Below are 18,539 nucleotides of genomic sequence, written 5' to 3'. Positions count from 1 at the left end.
CACCGATTTCCGAGGAGGCGAGCCCGGAGGGGCACCGCACCACCACCCACCCACAGCAGCCGCACCAAGCCCGTCCGGCGCTTGAGGACGGACACCCCGGACGCCCACCCGGCACCGGGCAACACCGCCACCCCCGCCGGAGGCACACCGCATGACCCCGGACCCCCACCCGGGTGGACCCTCGGTCCCGGGGCCGTGGGGCGGAGCCCCGCAAGCAAAAAACCCGGCACCGGGTGCCCCAGCTCGCGGCACCCTGTGCCGACTTTGTCGATCTGAAGAGGTTTTTCGCTCAACACTTTGATCGATCATCGATCGTCGGCTTACAGTCGACGACGGACTCACCGGTCCACGGCCCCGTCCTGCCAGACAAGGCCCCCTATCTCCACCCCCCTCCTCACCGGAAGGCGGCGACATGACCGACCCCGTAGGCAAGCTGCTTCCGAGCGAGCTCGACCAGCTCCCGGACCGTGACACCGAGGAGACCGCCGAATGGGCGGCCTCCCTCGACGCTGTCACCAAGGCTGCCGGCCCGCACCGCGCCGCGTACCTCATGCGGCGTACCCTCCAGCACGCCGAGGGTGTCACCGGGCTCGACCTGCCCAAGCTGCTCGAGACGGACTACGTCAACACCATCCCCACCGCCGCCGAGCCCACCGTGGACGGCGACGAGGAGATGGAGCGCCGGATCACCGCCTGGAACCGGTGGAACGCCGCCGCGATGGTCACCCGCGGCTCCAAGTACGGCGTCGGTGGCCACATCGCCACCTTCGCCTCCGCGGCCTGGCTCTACGAGACCGGCTTCAACCACTTCTTCCGCGGGAAGGAGGCCGACGGTTCCGGCGACCAGCTCTACATCCAGGGTCACGCGTCCCCCGGCATCTACGCTCGCGCCTTCCTCGACGGCCGCCTCACCGAGGCCCACCTGGACAAGTTCCGCCAGGAGTCCGGCGGCGACGGTCTGCCGTCGTACCCGCACCCGCGCCGGCTTCCGTGGCTCTGGGAGTTCCCGACGGTCTCCATGGGTCTCGGCCCGCTCTCGGCGATCTACCAGGCACGTTTCAACCGCTATCTGACCAACCGCGGCATCAAGGACGTCTCCGCGTCCCACGTCTGGGCGTTCCTCGGCGACGGCGAGATGGACGAGCCCGAGTCGACCGCGGCACTCGCGCTCGCGAGCCGCGAGGGCCTCGACAACCTGACCTTCGTCATCAACTGCAACCTGCAGCGCCTCGACGGCCCGGTCCGCGCCAACTTCAAGATCGTGCAGGAGCTGGAGGCCCAGTTCCGCGGCGCCGGCTGGAACGTCGTCAAGACCCTGTGGGGCAACGCCTGGGACGAGCTCTTCCAGCTCGACACCACCGGCGCCCTCGTCCGCCGCCTCCGTGAGGTGCCGGACGCGCAGGTCCAGACGTACCAGACCCGCGACGCCGCCTACATCCGCGAGGACTTCTTCGGCAAGGACCCCGCGCTCGTCGAGATGGCGAAGCTGCTGTCCGACGACAAGATCCTCGAGTGCTTCCACCTCTCCCGCGGTGGCCACGAGCCGCGCAAGGTGTACGCCGCGTACAAGGCCGCCCTGGAGCACAAGGGCGCCCCGACGGTGATCCTGGCCCAGACGGTCAAGGGCTACACGCTCGGCGAGGGCTTCGCGTCCAAGAACGCCAACCACCAGATGAAGAAGCTGACGGTGGACGAGTTCAAGACGATGCGGGACCTGCTCGGCCTGCCGATCTCCGACTCGGCCTTCGCCGACGGCCAGGTGCCCTACGGCCACCCGGGTGCGGACTCCCCCGAGGCCCGTTACCTGCAGGAGCGCCGCGCGGCCCTCGGCGGCCCGGCCCCGGCCCGCCGCGTCCACCCGGTCGCCCCGCTGCCCGCGCCCGCCGAGAAGGCGTTCGCCGCCTTCGACAAGGGCTCCGGCAACCAGTCCGTGGCGACCACGATGGCCTTCGTCCGCCTGGTCAAGGACCTGATCCGGGACAAGGAGACCGGCAAGCGCTGGGTGCCGATCGTCCCCGACGAGGCCCGCACCTTCGGTATGGAGTCGCTCTTCCCGTCGCTCGGCATCTACTCGCCGAAGGGCCAGACGTACGAGCCGGTCGACCGCGACCAGCTGATGTACTACCGCGAGGCCAAGAACGGCCAGATCCTCAACGAGGGCATCACCGAGGCCGGTTCGATGGCCGACTTCATCGCCGCCGCCACCGCGTACTCGACGCACGGCGAGACGATGATCCCCTTCTACATCTTCTACTCGATGTTCGGCTGGCAGCGGACCGCCGACCAGATGTGGCAGCTCGGTGACCAGCTCGGCAAGGGCTTCCTGGTGGGCGCCACGGCCGGTCGTACGACCCTGACGGGTGAGGGTCTGCAGCACGCGGACGGTCACTCGCCGATGATCGCGGCGACCAACCCGGCGGCGCTGACGTACGACCCGGCGTTCGCCTACGAGGTCGCGGCGATCGTCAAGGACGGTCTGCGCCGTATGTACGGGGAGAACGCCGAAGACGTCTTCTACTACCTGACGGTCTACAACGAGCCGATGCCGCAGCCCGCGAAGCCGGAGGGCGTCGACGAGGGCATCGTCCGCGGTCTGTACCGCTTCAAGGAGGGCGAGGGCGCTGCGGACAACCCGCGCATCCAGCTGCTCGCCTCGGGTACGGCGATCCACTGGGCGCTGGAGGCGCAGCAGCTGCTCGCGGCCGACTGGAACGTCACGGCCGACGTGTGGTCCGCGACCTCCTGGACCGAGCTCCGGCGGGACGCGCTGGAGGCTGACGCGGCGCTGCTGCGCGGCGAGTCCCGTATCCCGTACGTCCGCGAGGCGCTCGAGGGCGCCGAGGGTCCGGTGCTCGCGGTGAGCGACTACATGCGCCAGGTCCCGGACCAGATCGCGCAGTGGGTGGAGCAGGACTGGTCCTCGCTCGGCGCGGACGGCTTCGGTCTGTCGGACACGCGTGAGGCGGCCCGCCGTCACTTCGGTGTCGACGCCCAGTCGATCGTGGTCGCCGCCCTGGCCCAGCTCGCCCGCCGCGGCGAGGTCCCGGCGTCGGCGGTCAAGGACGCCCGCGAGCAGTACGGCCTCTGAGGCCCGCGCGCGCCGCGTTGTGCCGCCCCCGTCGCCCATCGGGCGCCGGGGGCGGCTCCTTTGATGCCCGTCCGGCGCTTGAGGACGGACGGACACCCCGGTCCGCCGGACGTGGGCGGCACGCTCCGCAGGGCGCACCGGGGCACACGGGGCCGGCCCCGCGACAATGACTTCATGCGTGCTGCCCGGCTCATCAAGATGGTCCTCCTCCTCCAGTCGCGGCCCTCCATGACCGCCGCCGAGCTCGCCCAGGAGCTCGAGGTGTCCGAGCGGACCATCACCAGGGACGCGCTCGCGCTGTCGGAGGCCGGGGTTCCGGTGTACGCGGACCGGGGGCGGGCCGGAGGGTACCGGCTGATCGGGGGGTACCGGACGCGGTTGACCGGGCTGGCCAGGACGGAGGCGGAGGCGCTGTTCCTGTCCGGGTTGCCGGGGGCGCTGCGCGAGATGGGCCTGGAGGACGCCGCCTCCGCCGCACAGCTCAAGGTGTCCGCCGCGCTGCTGCCGTCACTGCGCGACGCCTCCAGGTCGGCGGCGCAGCGGTTCCATCTGGACGCGCCCGGCTGGTACCAGGAGCCCGAGACGCCCGACCTGCTTCCGGTCGTCGCGGAGGCCGTCTGGGACGACCGGGTGCTCGCCGCCCGCTACCGGGACGCCGAGCGGGAGTTGGAGCCGTACGGGCTCGTCCTCAAGGCCGGGGTCTGGTACCTGTGTGCCCGTGCCGACGGCGCGTCGTTCCGCGTCTACCGGATCGACCGCTTCACCGCCGTCGCCCTCACCGAGCGCCGCTTCGCACGGGACGAGTCCTTCGACCTCCCGGCCTTCTGGGAGGAGCGCGCCGCGCAGTTCGCCCGCTCGATCCTGCGCACCGAGATCGTCGTCCGGCTCTCCCCCGACGGCGCCCGCCGGCTCCCGTACGTCACGGACCGCGCCGCCGCCGAGGAGGCGCTGGCGGCCGCGGGCCCGCCGGACGGGCAGGGCCGGGTCACGGTCGCCCTGCCCGTGGAGTCCGAGGTGGTGGCGTTCAGTCAGCTCCTCTCCCTCGGCGCGGAGGCGGAGGTGCTGGAACCCGCGGATCTCCGCAAGCGGTTCGCGGAGGCCGGGGCCCGTTTGCACGCCCTCTACGCGGGCGACGCCCGTCAGCGGTAGTCGTCCACCGGCGCGTCCTTGCCGCCGTGGACGACCTCTTCGAAGTACGCCCATGCGTCGGGACGGCTTCCGTCGACGTCCGTGAAGCCGTACGCCTTGGCGAGCTGTCCGCTGGAGAGCGACTGGCCGTTCCACCGCGCCCGCTCCGGGTCGGCGGCGAGCGCGGCGACCGCCCGGCCCACGTACACGGGCGATTCGGCGACGGCGAAGTGCGGCTGCTCGGCGATGGCGTCCCGCCAGTTCTCCTCCCGTACCCCGAAGACCTCCAGCATCTGCTCGGAGCGGAGGAAGCCGGGGCTGATGCAGACCGCCGTGCCGCCGACGCTCTTCAGGTCCTCGCCGAGCGCGAAGGCCATCCGGATCGGGGCGTTCTTGGTGAGGTCGTAGTAGAAGTTCTCGCGGAAGCGCCGGTTGGACTCGGCCGTGCCGTCGGTGATCTCGACGACGAGTCCGCCGGGGTTGCGCACGAGCAGCGGCAGGGCGCAGCTGCTCGTGATGATGTGGCTGCGGACACCGAGTTCCAGCATGCGCAGCCCGCTCTCGAGGTCGGTGTCCCACATCTTGGTGTTCCAGACGATGAGGTGTTCACCGCCCCAGATGTCGTTGACGAGGATGTCCAGCCGACCGTGGTCTTTGTCGATGCCGGCGACCAGCGCCCGGACCTGCTCCACGTCGAGATGGTCGGTCGGCACGGCGATGCCCCTGCCGCCCGCCTCGGTGACGAGCTCCGCCGTCTGCTCGATCGTCTCCGTCGCCCTCCCGACCTCGCTGGTGTGTTCCCTCGTCGTACGGCCGGTCACATGGACCGTCGCGCCCGCCGCGCCCAGTTGTACGGCGATGGCGCGGCCCGCGCCCCGTGTCGCGCCCGCGACCAGCGCGATCTTCCCCTGCAGTGCTGTGTCGGTCGTCATGTTGCAACGCTTGCAGGAAAATCGGACACCCTCTGTCCACATTTCCGAAAGGCAGCATTTCGGTGACTCCGCGTGCGCCACTCTCCGCAAACCCCGATGCTTGTCCCGTGATGGACGAGACGGAGTTCTGGGAGATCATCGACAGCACTCGCGAGGCCGCCGAGGGCGACCCCGAGGAGCATGCCGACCTGCTCGTCGAACGGCTGCTGCAGCTCGATCCCGACTCCGTGCTGGACTTCGCCCGCCACTTCGAGGCGCGCTACAACCGTGCGTACCGCTGGGATGTGTGGGGCGCGGCCGCCGTGCTGCTGGGCGGCGCGAGCGACGACGCCTTCGACTACTTCCGGTGCTGGCTGATCGGCCAGGGACGGGAGGTCTTCGAGGGCGCGGTGCACGACCCCGACTCCCTCGCCGAGCTCCTGGACGACTTCGACGAGGAGATCGACGGGGACGGGGAGGAGCTGGGGTACGCGGCGGACGAGGCGTACGAGCAGCTCACCGGCACGGTCGCACCCGATCTGGGGATTCCTTCGCAGGCGGCGGAGCCGGAGGGCACGCCGTTCGACTTCGACGACGACCGCGCGCTGGCTGAGCGCTTCCCCTCGCTCTGGGAGCGCTTCGGGATGTGACTGCTCGCGGGGCCTGTCGTGGTGTCAGAAGTGCGTGCCGCCGTCGATACGGATCTCCGTACCGGTGATGAAGGCACCGTCGTCCGAACCGAGCATGGCGACGACACCCGCGACCGTGTCGGGGCTTGCGAAGCCGGCGCCGATGGCGGGGGCGAGCTTCGCGAACAGCGACATGTCGGCGTCGGCGGGGAGGCCGGGCCCCGTGCCGCTGGTCATGTCGGAGGAGATCGAGCCGGGGGCGACGCACACCGCGCGCAGGCCCTGCTTGCTGTACTCGCTCGCGATGGCATGGGTCATGGACTGGATGCCGCCCTTGCTCGCCGCGTACGCCGACATATAGGGGTGCGCGAAGCTCGCCGACGTCGACGAGAAGTTGACGACGACCGGCCTGTCGCCCGCGAGGAGCGCCGGGATGGCTTCGCGGATCATCAGGAAGGTGCCGGTGAGGTTCACCGCGATGATCGTGTTGAAGAGGTCGAGCGAGGTCCTGTGCGTGTGCTCGGAGCGCAGGATTCCGGCCGCGTTGACGAGTACGTCGAGTCCGCCGAGGGTGTCGACGGCGGTGGTGACGCCCGTGGTGACGGCCGCCTCGTCGGAGATGTCGAGGAGGGCGGTGGTGAGGCGGGCCGCGGTGCCGTCGGCCGCGGCGCGGGCGACGGTGGACTTCAGCCCCTCCTCGTTGACGTCGACGGCGACGACGTGGCCGCCCTCGGCGAGGATCCGGTGCGCGGTGGCCCGGCCGATGCCGGAGCCGGCGCCGCTGATGAGTACGCGGCGGCCTTCGTAGCGGTGCATGTTCTGTCTCCACTCCTCGACGGGTACGGCAGGCACAGCGGCACACGGTACGCCTGGGTGGCACGTTTTGCCATACTGGCCAGTCGTGCCCCCGGGAGTCGCTCGGGCGTACGCTTCCTCCGGTGAGCACTCATGCACCGTCCTCGCAGACGTCTCCGCGGCCGTCGCTGACCGAGCGCCGCAAGGCGGCGACCCAGCTCGACATCGCGCGCGCCGCAGCCGAGTTGTTCGCCGAACGCGGGCCCGACGGCACCACGGCCGAGGAGATCGCCGAGCGCGCCGGGGTCGCACTGCGCACCTTCTACCGCTACTTCCGCAGCAAGCAGGACGCCGTCGCCCCGCTGCTCGCGGGCGGCGCCGAGCGCTGGCGCGCGCTGCTGGCGGCAGCCGGGCCGGACACGACCGTGCCCGAGGCGCTGGAGCGGTCGATCGCCGAAGCGCTGTCCGGGCAGGGCGAGGAGGCGGAGGAAGGCCTGCGCTGGACGCGGGGGCTGCTGCGCGCGGCCGCGGCGGACCCGGCGCTGCGGGCCGTCTGGTACCGCGTGAACCAGGAGTCCGAGGAACGGCTGCTGCCGGTGCTGGCCGCGCTGGCGGGCCCGGGCGCCGACCCGCTGGGCCTCCGGCTCGCCGCGGCGGCGGCCACGGACGCGATCCGGGTGGCGCTGGAGACCTGGGCGGAGACGGACGCGCCGACGGCGGGGACGGCGGACGCACCGGCCGCCCTCGCGGTGCGGTGTCTGCGGGAACTGATGGGCGGGATGCGCCCGTTGACCACCGGGCCGCGGGGCGGGGCGCGGGGCGGGGCGCCCGCTACCGGGTGAGCGAGCGGCCCATGAGTACGTCGTCGACGTACCGCCCGGCCATGAAGAACTCACCGGGCAGGACGCCTTCGACGACGTAGCCCTCGGATTCGTACAGCCGCCGGGCGGGTGTGTTGTGGCCGAGCACGCGCAGGGTGATCCTGACCGCGCCCTGCCGCCGCGCCTCGTCGCCCGCGGCCCGCAGCAGCGCCCGTCCGACCCCCTGCCCGCGGGCCCAGTCGGCCACCGCGAGGCCCTGGATCTGGCGTACATGCCGGTTACAGGAGAGCGGGGTGGGGAACCCGAGACGGATGTACCCGGCGGGGGCGATCCGGCGACCGCCCTCGCCGGGTACGCCCTTCTCTGCCACCAGATAGCCGTCGGGCCGGTGAGTCTCGTCGAAGAACGGCTCGTACGGCGGCATCGGGCGCGGCAGCACGGCATGCAGCGTGGACCAGGTGGCCCGGTCCAGCTCCGCGAGTGCGGCGTCGTCGGAGCTGCGGGCCGGACGTATGGCGAGTGGCGGCGTGTCGGGCTCGGACATGCCGCCACTGTGCCAGGCGCCCGCCCCCGAGGTCAGCGCATGTCGGCGGGACGCTCGGCGCCCTCGAAGGGGAAGCGGCGGCGGAAGTCGTCGGCCGCGTCCTCCAGGGTGCAGAAGCTGACCCCGTCGTGCCCGGAGACGTACTCGATGAAGCGCTCGAGCATGAGCAGCACCTGTGGTCGCCCGCTCACGTCGGGGTGCAGGGTGACGGGCAGTACCGCGTAGTCCAGTTCGCGGTGAACCCAGTCGAATTGGTCGCGCCAGTCCTGTTCCAGGGCACGTGGGCTGACATAGCCATGGCTGTTGTGGGCGTGCTTGTTGAACATCATGGGCGGCAGGTCGTCGACGTACCAGTTGCCGCAGAACTCGACGAGGTCCACCTCATTACCGTGGATGAGCGGCTTCATCCACTCCTTGGCCTCCTTGGTGTAGTCGATCTTCGTCCAGCTGTCGCCGACGCGGGCGTAGAAGGGGGTGAAGTCGCGGTAGTTCTGGCTGTGGTCGTACGAGAAGCCGTACGTGTGGAGCAGCGCGGCGGTGTGCGCCGACATCTCCCACCAGGGCGCCACATAGCCGCGCGGCCGCCGTCCGGTGTACTCCTCGATGAGCTCGACGGAGCGGGCGAGGACGTCCTCCTCCTGCTGCGGGCTCATCGCGATGGGGTTCTCGTGCGAGTAGCCGTGCGCGCCGACCTCGTGGCCCGCCTCGACGACCATCCGGGTCTGCTCGGGGAACGTCTCGATCGAGTGGCCGGGGATGAACCAGCTGGTGCGTATCCCGTACCGCGCGAACAGCTTGAGCAGGCGCGGGGTGCCGACCTCGCCCGCGAAGACGCCGCGCTGGATGTCGTTCGGGGAGTCCTCGCCGCCGTACGAGCCCAGCCAGCCGGCGACAGCGTCCACATCGACGCCGAGCGCGATCTTGATGTCCTTGGTCATGCGAGTGCCTTTTCCTGGGTGTCAAGGATGTGCTGTACGCGCTCGGTGGCGGCGGCCAGTTCGGCGGTGTCGTCGGCGGTCCAGCTCCGCTCGTCGAGGCTGTGGACCGAGATCCAGCCGGTCATCGCGCCGTCGCGGACGACGGGCGACAGCATCTGGGCGTGCACGCCGTAGACGTCGACGAGCGCCTGCGGCGGGTGCGGGTCGGCAGCGAAGTGCGGCTGGACGAGGGGGATCCGGTGGCGTTCCAGCCACTCGACGGTGTTCAGCCGGCGCTGGTCGAGGGAGGCGTCGCGACGGATGGACCGCACGCCCCCTCCGAGTGCCTCGGCGGCCGTCAGATCGACGTGCAGTCGGTGGGCGGGGAGGTCGAGCCTGAGGGTGGTTCGGGCGGCACCGGTGGCCTCGCGCAGCTGCCGCAGTACGTCCTGGAAGCGGGCGCGCAGGCTGCCGGAGCGCAGCAGCTCACCGTGGCCCTCGAGGGCGGGCGCGGCGCCCGCGAGGTCCAGGGCCTTCCACAACGTGGCGGCGACGCTGTCGAAGACCGGGATGCCCAGGGCCTCTTCGAGTCCGGTCGCGGCGGCGGCTCCGTACACGTTGGTGCAGACGACGGCGACGGCGTGCGCGGCGGCGGCTGCCGCCTCGATCTGGCGGGCGACGTGCACCTCCGGGATCCGAGCGAATGCCTCGTTGTCGCCGATGCCGAACGGCTCGGCGAGCGTGCACTCCAGGCCCTCGGCGGCGTACGTCGTGACGATGCGCTCCGCAACGTCCTGGGTGTAGGGCACGGCGAGACCGAGCCGGGTCACTCCGTACGCGGCGCAGGCGTCGAGCAGCGCGAGCGTGGAGGTGGTGGCGGGGATGCCGGTGGCCTCGGTGATCGCGGCGCACAGCGCCCGGTCACGGTCGGGGCCGAGCCAAGAGCCGGAGGTGCCGTTCCAGACGATGACGTCGACCCGCGCGTCGGCGAGTTGCCGGGCGGCGGCGAGCATGGGTGCCGGATCGAACTGGGCGTCGGAGCCGCCGTCGAGGGCGATGCGGGTGACGGGGACTCGGGCGAAGTGGGCGGTGACGGCACCTCGTACGCCGTCCAGGAGCTGGTACGTGACCGGCTCCAGACAGGTGTTGGAGGACGGGGTGAGCATCCCCAGGCGATATGCGGTCATCGGACGGCCAGCCTCTTGCTGTAGTCGAGTACGAGGGACGAAACGGTGAACAGGACACCTGCGCCTACGAAGTAGAGCAGCGCCCAGGTGTACGACCCGGTGCCGCCGACGATGAAGCCGACCGCGATCGGCGTGACGATCCCGGCGATGTTGCCGGAGAGGTTCATGGCACCGCCGACGACTCCGGCGTTGGCCCGCCCGGCGAGGGTGGACGGCAGCGACCAGTACAGGCCCGCCCAGCGCAGGAAGAACAGCACGGCGGAGAGGAGCACGACCGCGGTGATCGCGTCCGGGACGAGGACCACACCGAGCAGTCCGGCGACGACGGCCGCGCCCGCCACGCCCATCAGGGTGCGCATGACCTTGTTGGCGCCGGCGCCGCTCGCCTTCCAGCGGTCGGAGAGCCAGCCGCCGATGAGTTCGCCGACGAAGCCCGCGCCGAAGATGACGAGGGTCGACCAGCCGATGGTCTTGATGTCGAAGCCCTTGGTCTCGGCGAGGTAGAGCGGGCCCCAGGTGAGCAGTCCGTAGAAGACGCCGTTGAAGCCCATCCAGCCCAGGCACATGGCCCAGAAGGTGCGGTACCGGAGGTACGGGCGCAGTCCCGTGCGCTCGTCGGCGGGTCCGACGGCGTCCTCCTCGGCATGGGCGGTCTCGATGTACGTACGCTCGGCGGCGTTGACGCCCGGGTGCTCGGCCGGGGTGTTGCGGAGGTACCAGCCCGCGTAGAGGCCGATGGCGACGGTGAGGATGCCCGCGATGACGAAGCTGAGCCGCCAGCTGCCGGTCCAGGCGATCAGCGCGGAGATGACGATGCCACCGAGGGCGGCGCCGAGCGGGGCGCCGCCGTCGAGGAGGACGGCGCCGCGTCCGCGCTCCTTCGCGGGCAGCCACTGGGCGTTGAGCTTGCCGCCGGCCGGCATGACGGGGGCCTCGACGGCGCCGAGCAGCAGCCGGTAGCCGAGGAGCGATCCGGCGCCGGTCGATGCCGCGGTGAGACCTTGGGCGATGCCCCAGCCCACGCACGCGCCGGAGACCATGCGGCGGGCGCCGAAGCGGTCGGCGAGCCAGCCGCTCGGTATCTGCATCAGCGCGTACGTCCAGAAGAACGCGCTGAGCACGAAGCCGGTCGTCTCCTTGGAGAGGCCCAGGTCCTCGGTGATGAGAGGGAGGGCGACGGAGACGGAGCCGCGGTCGATGTAGTTGAGCGCGACGACGCCGAGCAGGAGGACGAACATCTTCCAGCGGACGCGGGTGGGGCTGGGGCCGGCCGGGGTGGCGGCTCTTTCACTGACGGTCTTGCCGACCGCTGGTGTCTTCATGGCAAACCCTCGATTCGCTGAACCGGCGTTTTGGTATACCAAACAATGAAGGCACTCCCGGGAGTCGTCAAGCGTTTGGTATACCGTGATGACTTCGATACGGGGAGGAACCGTGACCGGGACCAACGCGAGGGCGTCGGCCGATGCGACGGGGGACGCCGGCGGCAACGGAATCGGCCGGCTGCGCGACCAGGTCTGCGAGGGCCTGCGCGACCGGATCATCACGGGGCGGCTCAAGCCGGGAGACCGGCTCGTCGAGCGCGATGTGGCGGAGGAGTTCGGGGTTTCCCGGGTCCCGGTGCGCGAGGCGATCCGCATCCTGCTGGGCGAGGGGTTCCTGGAGGCGCTCTCGCCGCGCCGCATCGTCGTCAAGCAGCTGTCCCGGCAGGACGTCGAGAACCTCTTCGACATGCGGGAGGCGCTGGAGGTGCTGGCGGTGCGGCGCGCCGCGGAGCGGCGCACCGACAAGCAGCTGCGCGAACTGGAAGAGCTGCTGGAGACGGCCCGGCAGGCCACGGCGACCGGCAGGGCGGAGCTGATCTCGCGCGCGAACGCCGCGTTCCACCACCACATCGTGGAGCTGTCCGGCAACGAACTGCTCGCCTCCACACTGGAGTCCCTGGAAGGGCGGCTGCGCTGGCTCTTCCAGCAGATCGACGATCCCGGCCCGCTGTGGGACGAGCACCGGGAGCTGTACGAGGCGATCGCGGCGGCGGACGCGGACGCGGCGGCGGACTGCTCTTTGCGGCACGTGCAGCACTACCGGAACGTCGCACTCCGGCTGTTGTTCACCTGATGCGGCAGGATGGCCACATGCGCATCGCGGTCACCGGCTCGACCGGGCTCATCGGTACGGCACTGGTTCGTTCCCTGCGGGCGGACGGGCACGAGGTGGTACGGCTCGTTCGGCGCGCCGCCCGGGCGGCGGGCGAGGTGGAGTGGGACCCGCTCCGCCAGTACGTGGACGCGGCGGGGCTCACCGGTTGCGAGGCGGTCGTGCACCTGGCGGGCGCGGGGGTCGGTGAGCGGCGGTGGACGGAGGCGTACAAGAAGGAGATCCGGGACAGCCGGGTGCTCGGTACGGCCGCGATCGCGGAGGCGGTGGCCTCGCTGGAGGTGCCGCCGCGGGTGCTGGTCTGCGGGACCGCGGTCGGCTACTACGGCGACACCGGCGAGCGCTCGGTGGACGAGAGCGCGCCGCCCGGCTCGGGTTTCCTCGCGTCGGTGTGCGAGGAGTGGGAGGCGGCGGCGGCCCCGGCCGAAGAGGCGGGCATCCGCGTGGCGTTCGCCCGTACGGGGCTGGTCGTGGCGCGCCAAGGCGGCGCCTGGGGGCGCCTGTTCCCCATCTTCCGGGCGGGACTCGGCGGACGGCTCGGTCAGGGCCACCAGTACTGGAGCTTCATCTCCCTGGACGACGAGGTCGCGGCCTTCCGCCACATCATCGACACGGACACCCTCTCCGGCCCGGTCAACCTCACCGCCCCGGCCCCCCTCACCAACCACGAGGTCACGGCGGCCATGGGCCGCGTCCTCCACCGCCCGACCCTCTTCACGGTCCCGCCCTTCGCCCTGCGCATCGCCCTCGGCGAGTTCGCCGAGGACGTCCTCGGCAGCCAGCGCGTCCTCCCCAAGAAGCTCCTCGACTCGGGCTTCACCTTCAGGCACCCGTCGATCGACGAAGCAATCCGCGCGGCCCTGTACTGATCGGGGACGTTGCCCCCGTGCCCCGTGCCCCGTGCGCCCCGCGCGTGGGCGCCGAAGCACCCCTGTACCGCGGGGCGGCCCGCGTGCGGGCTTGAAGTGCCCCCGTACCGCGGATGGGCCGGCCCGTCCGTCCCCGCCGGACGGGCTCCTGGGAGCCCGCGTAGGGGGAGCTTGAGCCCAGGGGGTGCGGGGGCGGAGCCCCCGTTCGGGAAGGGCGGGGTGGGGCAAAGGCCCGCCGCAGGCGCCCCCACGCCCCGCCGCAGAGCGGCTGTCACCCGGGAGGCCCCGGGACACTGGCCCCGACGCGCCGGGCCGCCCCCGGAGCCCCGCCCCGCCGCGCGGGGAGGCGCACACACGTACGACCCCGTGCTGCCGGGCGACCGATGTGCGCGGCTGGTGGGCACCGCACCACAGGGTTTCTACTCTCCACCCGAACTTCCGCATTGCGCAGGCCGGTTGGGGGAATGAGGCCCCCACACCAGCCGCGCCGACCTCGGGGAGGGGCACGTGCTCAGCAGCGCACGCCACGCGGACGTCGTCATCGTCGGGGCCGGTGTCGCCGGCCTGTCGGCGGCTCATCAGCTGACCAGCGCGGGGGTCACGGTCACCGTGCTGGAGGCCGCGCCCACCGTCGGAGGCCGGATGGCCACGGAACGGGTCGACGGGTTCCGGCTCGACCGGATCGGGCAGTTGCTCAACACCTCGTACCCGGAGCTCCGCCGCACCCCCGGCCTCGCCGAGCTCGGGCTCCGCTCGTTCTCACCCGGCGTGCTCGTGCACAGCGAGGGCCGGCACCACAGGGCAGGCGTGCGCCGGAGCTCCCCCCACACTCCCCGGAGCGTAGGGGGAGCACTCACCGCGGCGCGCGCCCTCGCAAGCGCCCCTCGCACGCCGCTCAGTGAGGCCTTCGACCAGGCGCGCCTGGCCACCGCCCTCGGCCGCATCGCCGCCACCCCGCCGCGCCGCCTCCTCGCGCGCCCCGAACTCCCCGCCCTGGAGGCCCTGTACGCCCGCGGCTTCCCCGCCCGTACCGTCAACGGCTTCCTCCGCCCCCTCCTCTCCGCCCTGCTCGGCGACCCGGAGCTCACCACCTCCAGCCGTATCGGTGACCTCGTGCTGCGCGGCTTCGCCCGCGGTCGGCTGTGTGTCCCGGCGGGCGGCGCGGCCGCGCTTCCCGAGCTGCTCGCGAACGCCCTCCCGCCCGGCACGGTCCACACCGGTGTGCGCGTCACCGAGGCGTCGATCAGCAGCGTCACCACCGAGGAACACGGCCGCGTCAGCTGCCGTTCCCTGCTCCTCGCGACCGGCGCGCGCACCGCCGCCACCCTCCTGCCCGGCCTGCGCGTACCCGTCTTCCATCCCGTGACGGTCCTTCACCACACCGCCCCCACCCCGCCATTGCGCGAGCCCGCCCTGCTGCTCGACGCGGACCGCACCGGCCCTGTCTCGCACACCACGGTGATGAGCGAGGTCGACCCCTCCCGCGCCCCGAACGGCCGTGCTCTGATCACCTCCACCGTCCTCGGCCGGCCGCCCGCCGACCTCGACCGCCTCGTCCGCGCCCAGCTCGCCGGGCTGTACGGCACGCCCACCGGCGACTGGGAGCTGCTCGCCGTCCACCACGACCCGGAGGCCGTGCCCGCGATGCCCCCGCCGCACGACCCGCGCCGCGCGGTGCGGCTGATCGACGGGCTCTACGTCTGCGGCGACCACCGGGACACGAGCACGGTGCAGGGTGCGCTGTTCTCGGGCCGCAGGGCCGCGCAGGCGATCCTGCGCGACTTCGGTGTGCGGCCGGGGTACGCCACGGCGTCGCTCACCTCGAGCGCCGCCGCCTGAGCCCGGGTCAGCCGATCGCCGCGACCCGGTCGCGGTACCCCCGTACCGCGGCCGCGTCGCGGTACGGCTCCAGGCGGCGTTCGAAGTCGCGTACGTACTCGATCGCGCGGGCCGAGCGCATCTCGGAGGCCTGCTGCGCGGCCTCGGCGCCGAGCGCGCATGCCTGGTCGAGCTCGCCGAGCCCGAGGCGCGCGGACGCCAGCACCACCCGGCAGAACAACCGGCTGCGCACGAAGCCGGGCGCCCTCAGCTGCAACGACCGCTCTGCATGCTGGACTGCCGCCCGGTACTGCTGCAGATCACGGTGGCAGTGCCCGAATTCGTCCGCCAGCTGCGCCTCGTCGAAGAAGCGCGCCCAGTGCGGGACCTCGTCCCCCGGCCGCGCCGCCTCCAGCGCCCGCTCGGCCCGTACGAGCGAGGCCGTGCAGGCGCGGACCTCCCCGAGCACCCCGTGGCCGCGGGCCTCCACCGCGTGGAGGAGGGCCTGGACGACGGGCGGGGCCGAGGACCCGACGCCCTGCTGGGCGACACGGGTCAGCTGGACGGCCTCGCGGCCGTGGCCCAGATAGACCGCCTGCCGGGCCATCGTGACCAGGACGTACGACCCGTAGGCCCGGTCGCCGGCCGCCTGGGTGAGGCGCAGCGCCTGCACGAAGTACCGCTGGGCGAGGCCGTGCGCGGCGATGTCGTACGACGTCCAGCCCGCGAGCCGGGTCAGATCTGCCGCGGCCGCGAAGAGCCGCCGCCCGGTGGTCTCCCCGTACGTGCCGCGCAACATCGGCTCGGCCTCGTGCTCCAGGTAGCGGACGAGGGCCTGGCGCGCGTGCCCGCCTCCGTACGCCTGGTCGAGCGTGTGGAAGAGCTCGGCCACCGAGCGCAGGGCCGAGATGTCCCCGGCGGTGACCTTCTGGCCGGGCCCGCGGTCCGTCCCGCGCTGCCGCGGCACGGAGGGCCTGCCCTGGGCGGGCACCCGCGCCGCCCCCTGCTGCGCGGCGGCCGGGTCCGCGCGGCCGACCCGCTCGTCGGCCCGCCCGATCAGCCAGTCGCGGCTCGGCACGACCAGACCCGCCGGGGTGAACGCGATCTTCCGCAGCTCGGTGTGGCTGCCCGAGTCCTTGCGCCACAGCCCGCTGACGATGTCCACGGCCTCCTCGGGCGTGGCCGCGAACTCCAGCCCCGCGTAGACCGGCGCACAGGCGTCGAGCCCCAGATCCTGTGCGGACAGCCGCCGCCCGAGCCGCCGGGTGAAGACCTCGGCGATCAGGGCGGGCGTCGTACCGCGCGGCTGCTGCCCGCGCAGCCACCGGGTCACCGAGGTCTTGTCGTACCGGAGGTCGAGGCCGTGCTCGAGGCCGAGCTGGTCCACCCGGCGGGCAAGCCCTGCGTTGGAGAATCCGGCCTCTGCGATGAGCGCGGCGAGCTGGCGGTTGGGAATGCGCTGCGGGGGTCGTTCCGTCATCAGCTGTGCGGTCTCCTGCCTTCCGGGCCGGGGTGCAGCCCTCATGGAACGGCGCGAATTTAGCGGCCCTAACCGACTCCACCGCCACCTTCGCCCCGCATTCATCCGATCGTGTGAGGATTGAGGGCGGCGCTGACGGGTGCGACGCGAGTCGTAGAGTGGCCGGGCGCGATAAGTGCACCGTGAAAGCTTTAGGGAGGCACAACGGTGAGCGAGCTGCGATTTGTCCATCTGGGCTTCGGCGACGACGCCGTCGAGTACCAGACGGCCTGGGACGAGCAGCGCCGCGTACACGCGGCCCGGTTCGCCGGCGAGATCTCCGACACGTGTCTGCTGCTGGAGCACCCGCCCGTCTACACGGCCGGCCGGCGTACCGAGGACAGCGAGCGCCCCCTGGACGGCACCCCGGTCATCGACGTCGACCGCGGCGGCAAGATCACCTGGCACGGCCCCGGCCAGCTCGTCGGCTATCCGATCATGCAGCTGCCCCGCCCGGTGGATGTCGTCGCCCATGTGCGGCGACTGGAGGAGGCGCTGATCCGTACGTGTGCGGAGTTCGGCGTGGAGACCAGCCGGGTGGAGGGCCGCAGCGGCGTGTGGATCCTGGGCGACCCGGTCCAGGAGCGCCCGGCGTTCGGCGGGCTCGCGCTCGACTTCGACCCGCGACTGCACGACGAGGAGTTCGATCCGCGCCTCAGCGGTCCCGAGTACGCTCCGTCCAACGCAGGCCAGCGGCGCGAGGACCGTAAGCTCGCCGCCATCGGCATCCGCGTCGCCAAGGGCGTGACGATGCACGGCTTCGCGCTGAACGTGAACCCGGACAACACCTGGTTCGACCGGATCGTGCCGTGCGGCATCCGGGACGCGGGCGTGGCCTCGCTCGCGAACGAGCTGGGCCGGGACGTGACGATCGCCGAGGTCCTGCCGGTCGCCGAGAAGCACCTGCGTGAGGTGCTGGAGAACGCGGACCTGAAGCCGCGGCCGGTCGAACGCGACCCCCGGACGGCCGAGCGCGAGCCCGAGCCGGCCCCGGCGCCGACCGCCTGAGGAATGCCCGCCTCTGGCCAGAGGTTGGCCAGGCGTAAGGGCATCACAATCAACGGGCGTACCCTGGTGGTCGCCGAGGAATCGAAGTGTAGGGAGCCGGTCGTGTCCGCTGTCGCACCCGACGGACGCAAGATGCTGCGTCTGGAGGTCCGGAACAGCCAGACCCCCATCGAGCGCAAGCCCGAGTGGATCAAGACCCGGGCGAAAATGGGCCCCGAGTACAACCAGCTGCAGAAGCTCGTCAAGAGCGAGGGTCTGCACACGGTCTGCCAGGAGGCCGGCTGTCCCAACATCTTCGAGTGCTGGGAGGACCGCGAGGCGACCTTCCTCATCGGCGGCGACCAGTGCACCCGGCGTTGCGACTTCTGCCAGATCGACACGGGCAAGCCGCAGGCGCTCGACCGTGACGAGCCGCGCCGCGTCGGCGAGTCGGTCGTCACGATGGACCTGAACTACGCCACCATCACCGGCGTCGCCCGCGACGACCTGGAGGACGGCGGCGCCTGGCTGTACGCGGAGACCGTGCGCCAGATCCACGCGCAGACCGCGGATCGCGAGGCCGGCCGCACCAAGGTCGAGCTGCTGATCCCGGACTTCAACGCGGAGCCGGACCAGCTGGCCGAGGTCTTCTCCTCCAGCCCGGAGGTGCTCGCGCACAACGTCGAGACCGTGCCGCGGATCTTCAAGCGCATCCGCCCCGGCTTCCGTTACGAGCGCTCGCTGAAGGTGATCACGGAGGCCCGCGCGGCCGGTCTCGTCACCAAGTCGAACCTGATCCTCGGCATGGGCGAGACCCGCGAGGAGGTCAGCGAGGCGCTGCAGCACCTGCACGACGCGGGCTGCGAGCTGATCACGATCACGCAGTACCTGCGGCCGTCGGTCCGGCACCACCCCGTGGAGCGCTGGGTCAAGCCGGAGGAGTTCGTGGAGCTCAAGGAGGAGGCCGAGGAGATCGGCTTCTCCGGTGTGATGTCGGGCCCGCTGGTGCGTTCCTCGTACCGGGCCGGACGGCTCTTCCAGCAGGCGATCGAGAAGCGTGGCGAGGTGGCGGCTACGCAAGCCGTGTGAATTCCCGCACAAGAAACTACTGGCCAGTAATGGCCGATTCGACGCGGCCCGTACGCTCCCCGCAGGTCGGGGGCGCGTAC

Annotated in this window: 15 protein-coding genes and 1 pseudogene; 9 read left to right on the top strand and 7 right to left on the bottom strand. The window is 71.8% G+C overall.

The genetic code is table 11. The features are described 5' to 3' along the window. Positions 1–412 precede the first annotated feature (412 nt). A complete protein-coding gene (aceE, locus tag ACWCXB_RS22100) occupies positions 413–3,088 on the top strand; it encodes a pyruvate dehydrogenase (acetyl-transferring), homodimeric type (RefSeq protein ID WP_450725159.1) in 2,676 nt (891 codons plus the stop codon). 174 nt (positions 3,089–3,262) lie between these two features. Then, entirely contained in the window at positions 3,263–4,237 is a 975-nt protein-coding gene (locus tag ACWCXB_RS22095; protein WP_450725158.1) for a helix-turn-helix transcriptional regulator, read from the top strand. Here the strand turns inward: ACWCXB_RS22095 and ACWCXB_RS22090 are convergent. Beyond that, entirely contained in the window at positions 4,228–5,148 is a 921-nt protein-coding gene (locus ACWCXB_RS22090) for an SDR family oxidoreductase (protein ID WP_450725157.1), read from the bottom strand. The genes ACWCXB_RS22095 and ACWCXB_RS22090 overlap by 10 nt on opposite strands. A 110-nt stretch (positions 5,149–5,258) precedes the next feature. Between ACWCXB_RS22090 and ACWCXB_RS22085 the strand changes: the two genes are divergently transcribed. Further along, the gene (locus ACWCXB_RS22085) at positions 5,259–5,777 is read left to right on the top strand and encodes a DUF4240 domain-containing protein (protein ID WP_450725170.1); all 519 of its coding nucleotides are present in this window, start codon (positions 5,259–5,261) and stop codon (positions 5,775–5,777) included. 24 nt (positions 5,778–5,801) lie between these two features. On the opposite strand, the gene ACWCXB_RS22080 is transcribed toward ACWCXB_RS22085, so the two are convergent. Continuing rightward, a complete protein-coding gene (locus ACWCXB_RS22080; protein ID WP_450725169.1) occupies positions 5,802–6,572 on the bottom strand; it encodes an SDR family NAD(P)-dependent oxidoreductase in 771 nt (256 codons plus the stop codon). A gap of 122 nt (positions 6,573–6,694) precedes the next feature. Between ACWCXB_RS22080 and ACWCXB_RS22075 the strand changes: the two genes are divergently transcribed. Next, a complete protein-coding gene (locus ACWCXB_RS22075; protein ID WP_450725156.1) occupies positions 6,695–7,393 on the top strand; it encodes a TetR family transcriptional regulator in 699 nt (232 codons plus the stop codon). Here the strand turns inward: ACWCXB_RS22075 and ACWCXB_RS22070 are convergent. From ACWCXB_RS22070 to ACWCXB_RS22055, 4 genes are read right to left on the bottom strand one after another with little or no spacing between them, the layout of a single operon-like run. Then, entirely contained in the window at positions 7,383–7,916 is a 534-nt protein-coding gene (locus ACWCXB_RS22070) for an N-acetyltransferase family protein (RefSeq protein ID WP_450725155.1), read from the bottom strand. The genes ACWCXB_RS22075 and ACWCXB_RS22070 overlap by 11 nt on opposite strands. Before the next feature lie 32 nt (positions 7,917–7,948). Beyond that, a complete protein-coding gene (locus tag ACWCXB_RS22065) occupies positions 7,949–8,854 on the bottom strand; it encodes a polysaccharide deacetylase family protein (RefSeq protein ID WP_450725154.1) in 906 nt (301 codons plus the stop codon). Beyond that, positions 8,851–10,020: an aspartate racemase/maleate isomerase family protein gene (locus ACWCXB_RS22060; protein WP_450725153.1), complete on the bottom strand. Its 1,170-nt coding sequence runs from the start codon at positions 10,018–10,020 to the stop codon at positions 8,851–8,853. The genes ACWCXB_RS22065 and ACWCXB_RS22060 overlap by 4 nt, the downstream gene beginning before the upstream one ends. Then, positions 10,017–11,342, bottom strand: a complete 1,326-nt coding sequence (locus tag ACWCXB_RS22055) for an MFS transporter (protein ID WP_450725152.1) — start codon at positions 11,340–11,342, stop codon at positions 10,017–10,019. Before ACWCXB_RS22055 ends, ACWCXB_RS22060 begins: the two co-directional genes overlap by 4 nt. Positions 11,343–11,454: 112 nt before the next feature. Between ACWCXB_RS22055 and ACWCXB_RS22050 the strand changes: the two genes are divergently transcribed. From ACWCXB_RS22050 to ACWCXB_RS22040, 3 genes and pseudogenes are all read left to right on the top strand, one after another. Further along, entirely contained in the window at positions 11,455–12,138 is a 684-nt protein-coding gene (locus ACWCXB_RS22050; RefSeq protein WP_450725151.1) for a GntR family transcriptional regulator, read from the top strand. 17 nt (positions 12,139–12,155) lie between these two features. Continuing rightward, positions 12,156–13,046, top strand: a complete 891-nt coding sequence (locus tag ACWCXB_RS22045; protein WP_450725150.1) for a TIGR01777 family oxidoreductase — start codon at positions 12,156–12,158, stop codon at positions 13,044–13,046. Between the two features lie 504 nt (positions 13,047–13,550). Next, positions 13,551–14,885: pseudogene (locus ACWCXB_RS22040) on the top strand (NAD(P)/FAD-dependent oxidoreductase); the annotation flags it as partial. 7 nt (positions 14,886–14,892) lie between these two features. On the opposite strand, the gene ACWCXB_RS22035 reads toward ACWCXB_RS22040, so the two are convergent. Further along, positions 14,893–16,344, bottom strand: a complete 1,452-nt coding sequence (locus ACWCXB_RS22035; protein ID WP_450725149.1) for a regulator — start codon at positions 16,342–16,344, stop codon at positions 14,893–14,895. A gap of 207 nt (positions 16,345–16,551) precedes the next feature. On the opposite strand from ACWCXB_RS22035, the gene lipB reads away from it, so the two are divergent. Further along, a complete protein-coding gene (gene lipB / locus ACWCXB_RS22030; RefSeq protein WP_450725148.1) occupies positions 16,552–17,391 on the top strand; it encodes a lipoyl(octanoyl) transferase LipB in 840 nt (279 codons plus the stop codon). A 102-nt stretch (positions 17,392–17,493) separates the two neighbouring features. Further along, positions 17,494–18,459 (top strand): lipoyl synthase, encoded by a 966-nt coding sequence (gene lipA, locus ACWCXB_RS22025; protein WP_450725147.1) that lies wholly within the window; start codon positions 17,494–17,496, stop codon positions 18,457–18,459. Positions 18,460–18,539: the final 80 nt, after the last annotated feature.

The sequence above is a fragment of the Streptomyces sp. NPDC001514 genome (assembly GCF_053597075.1).
This window is presented reverse-complemented; position numbering and strand designations above follow the sequence as displayed.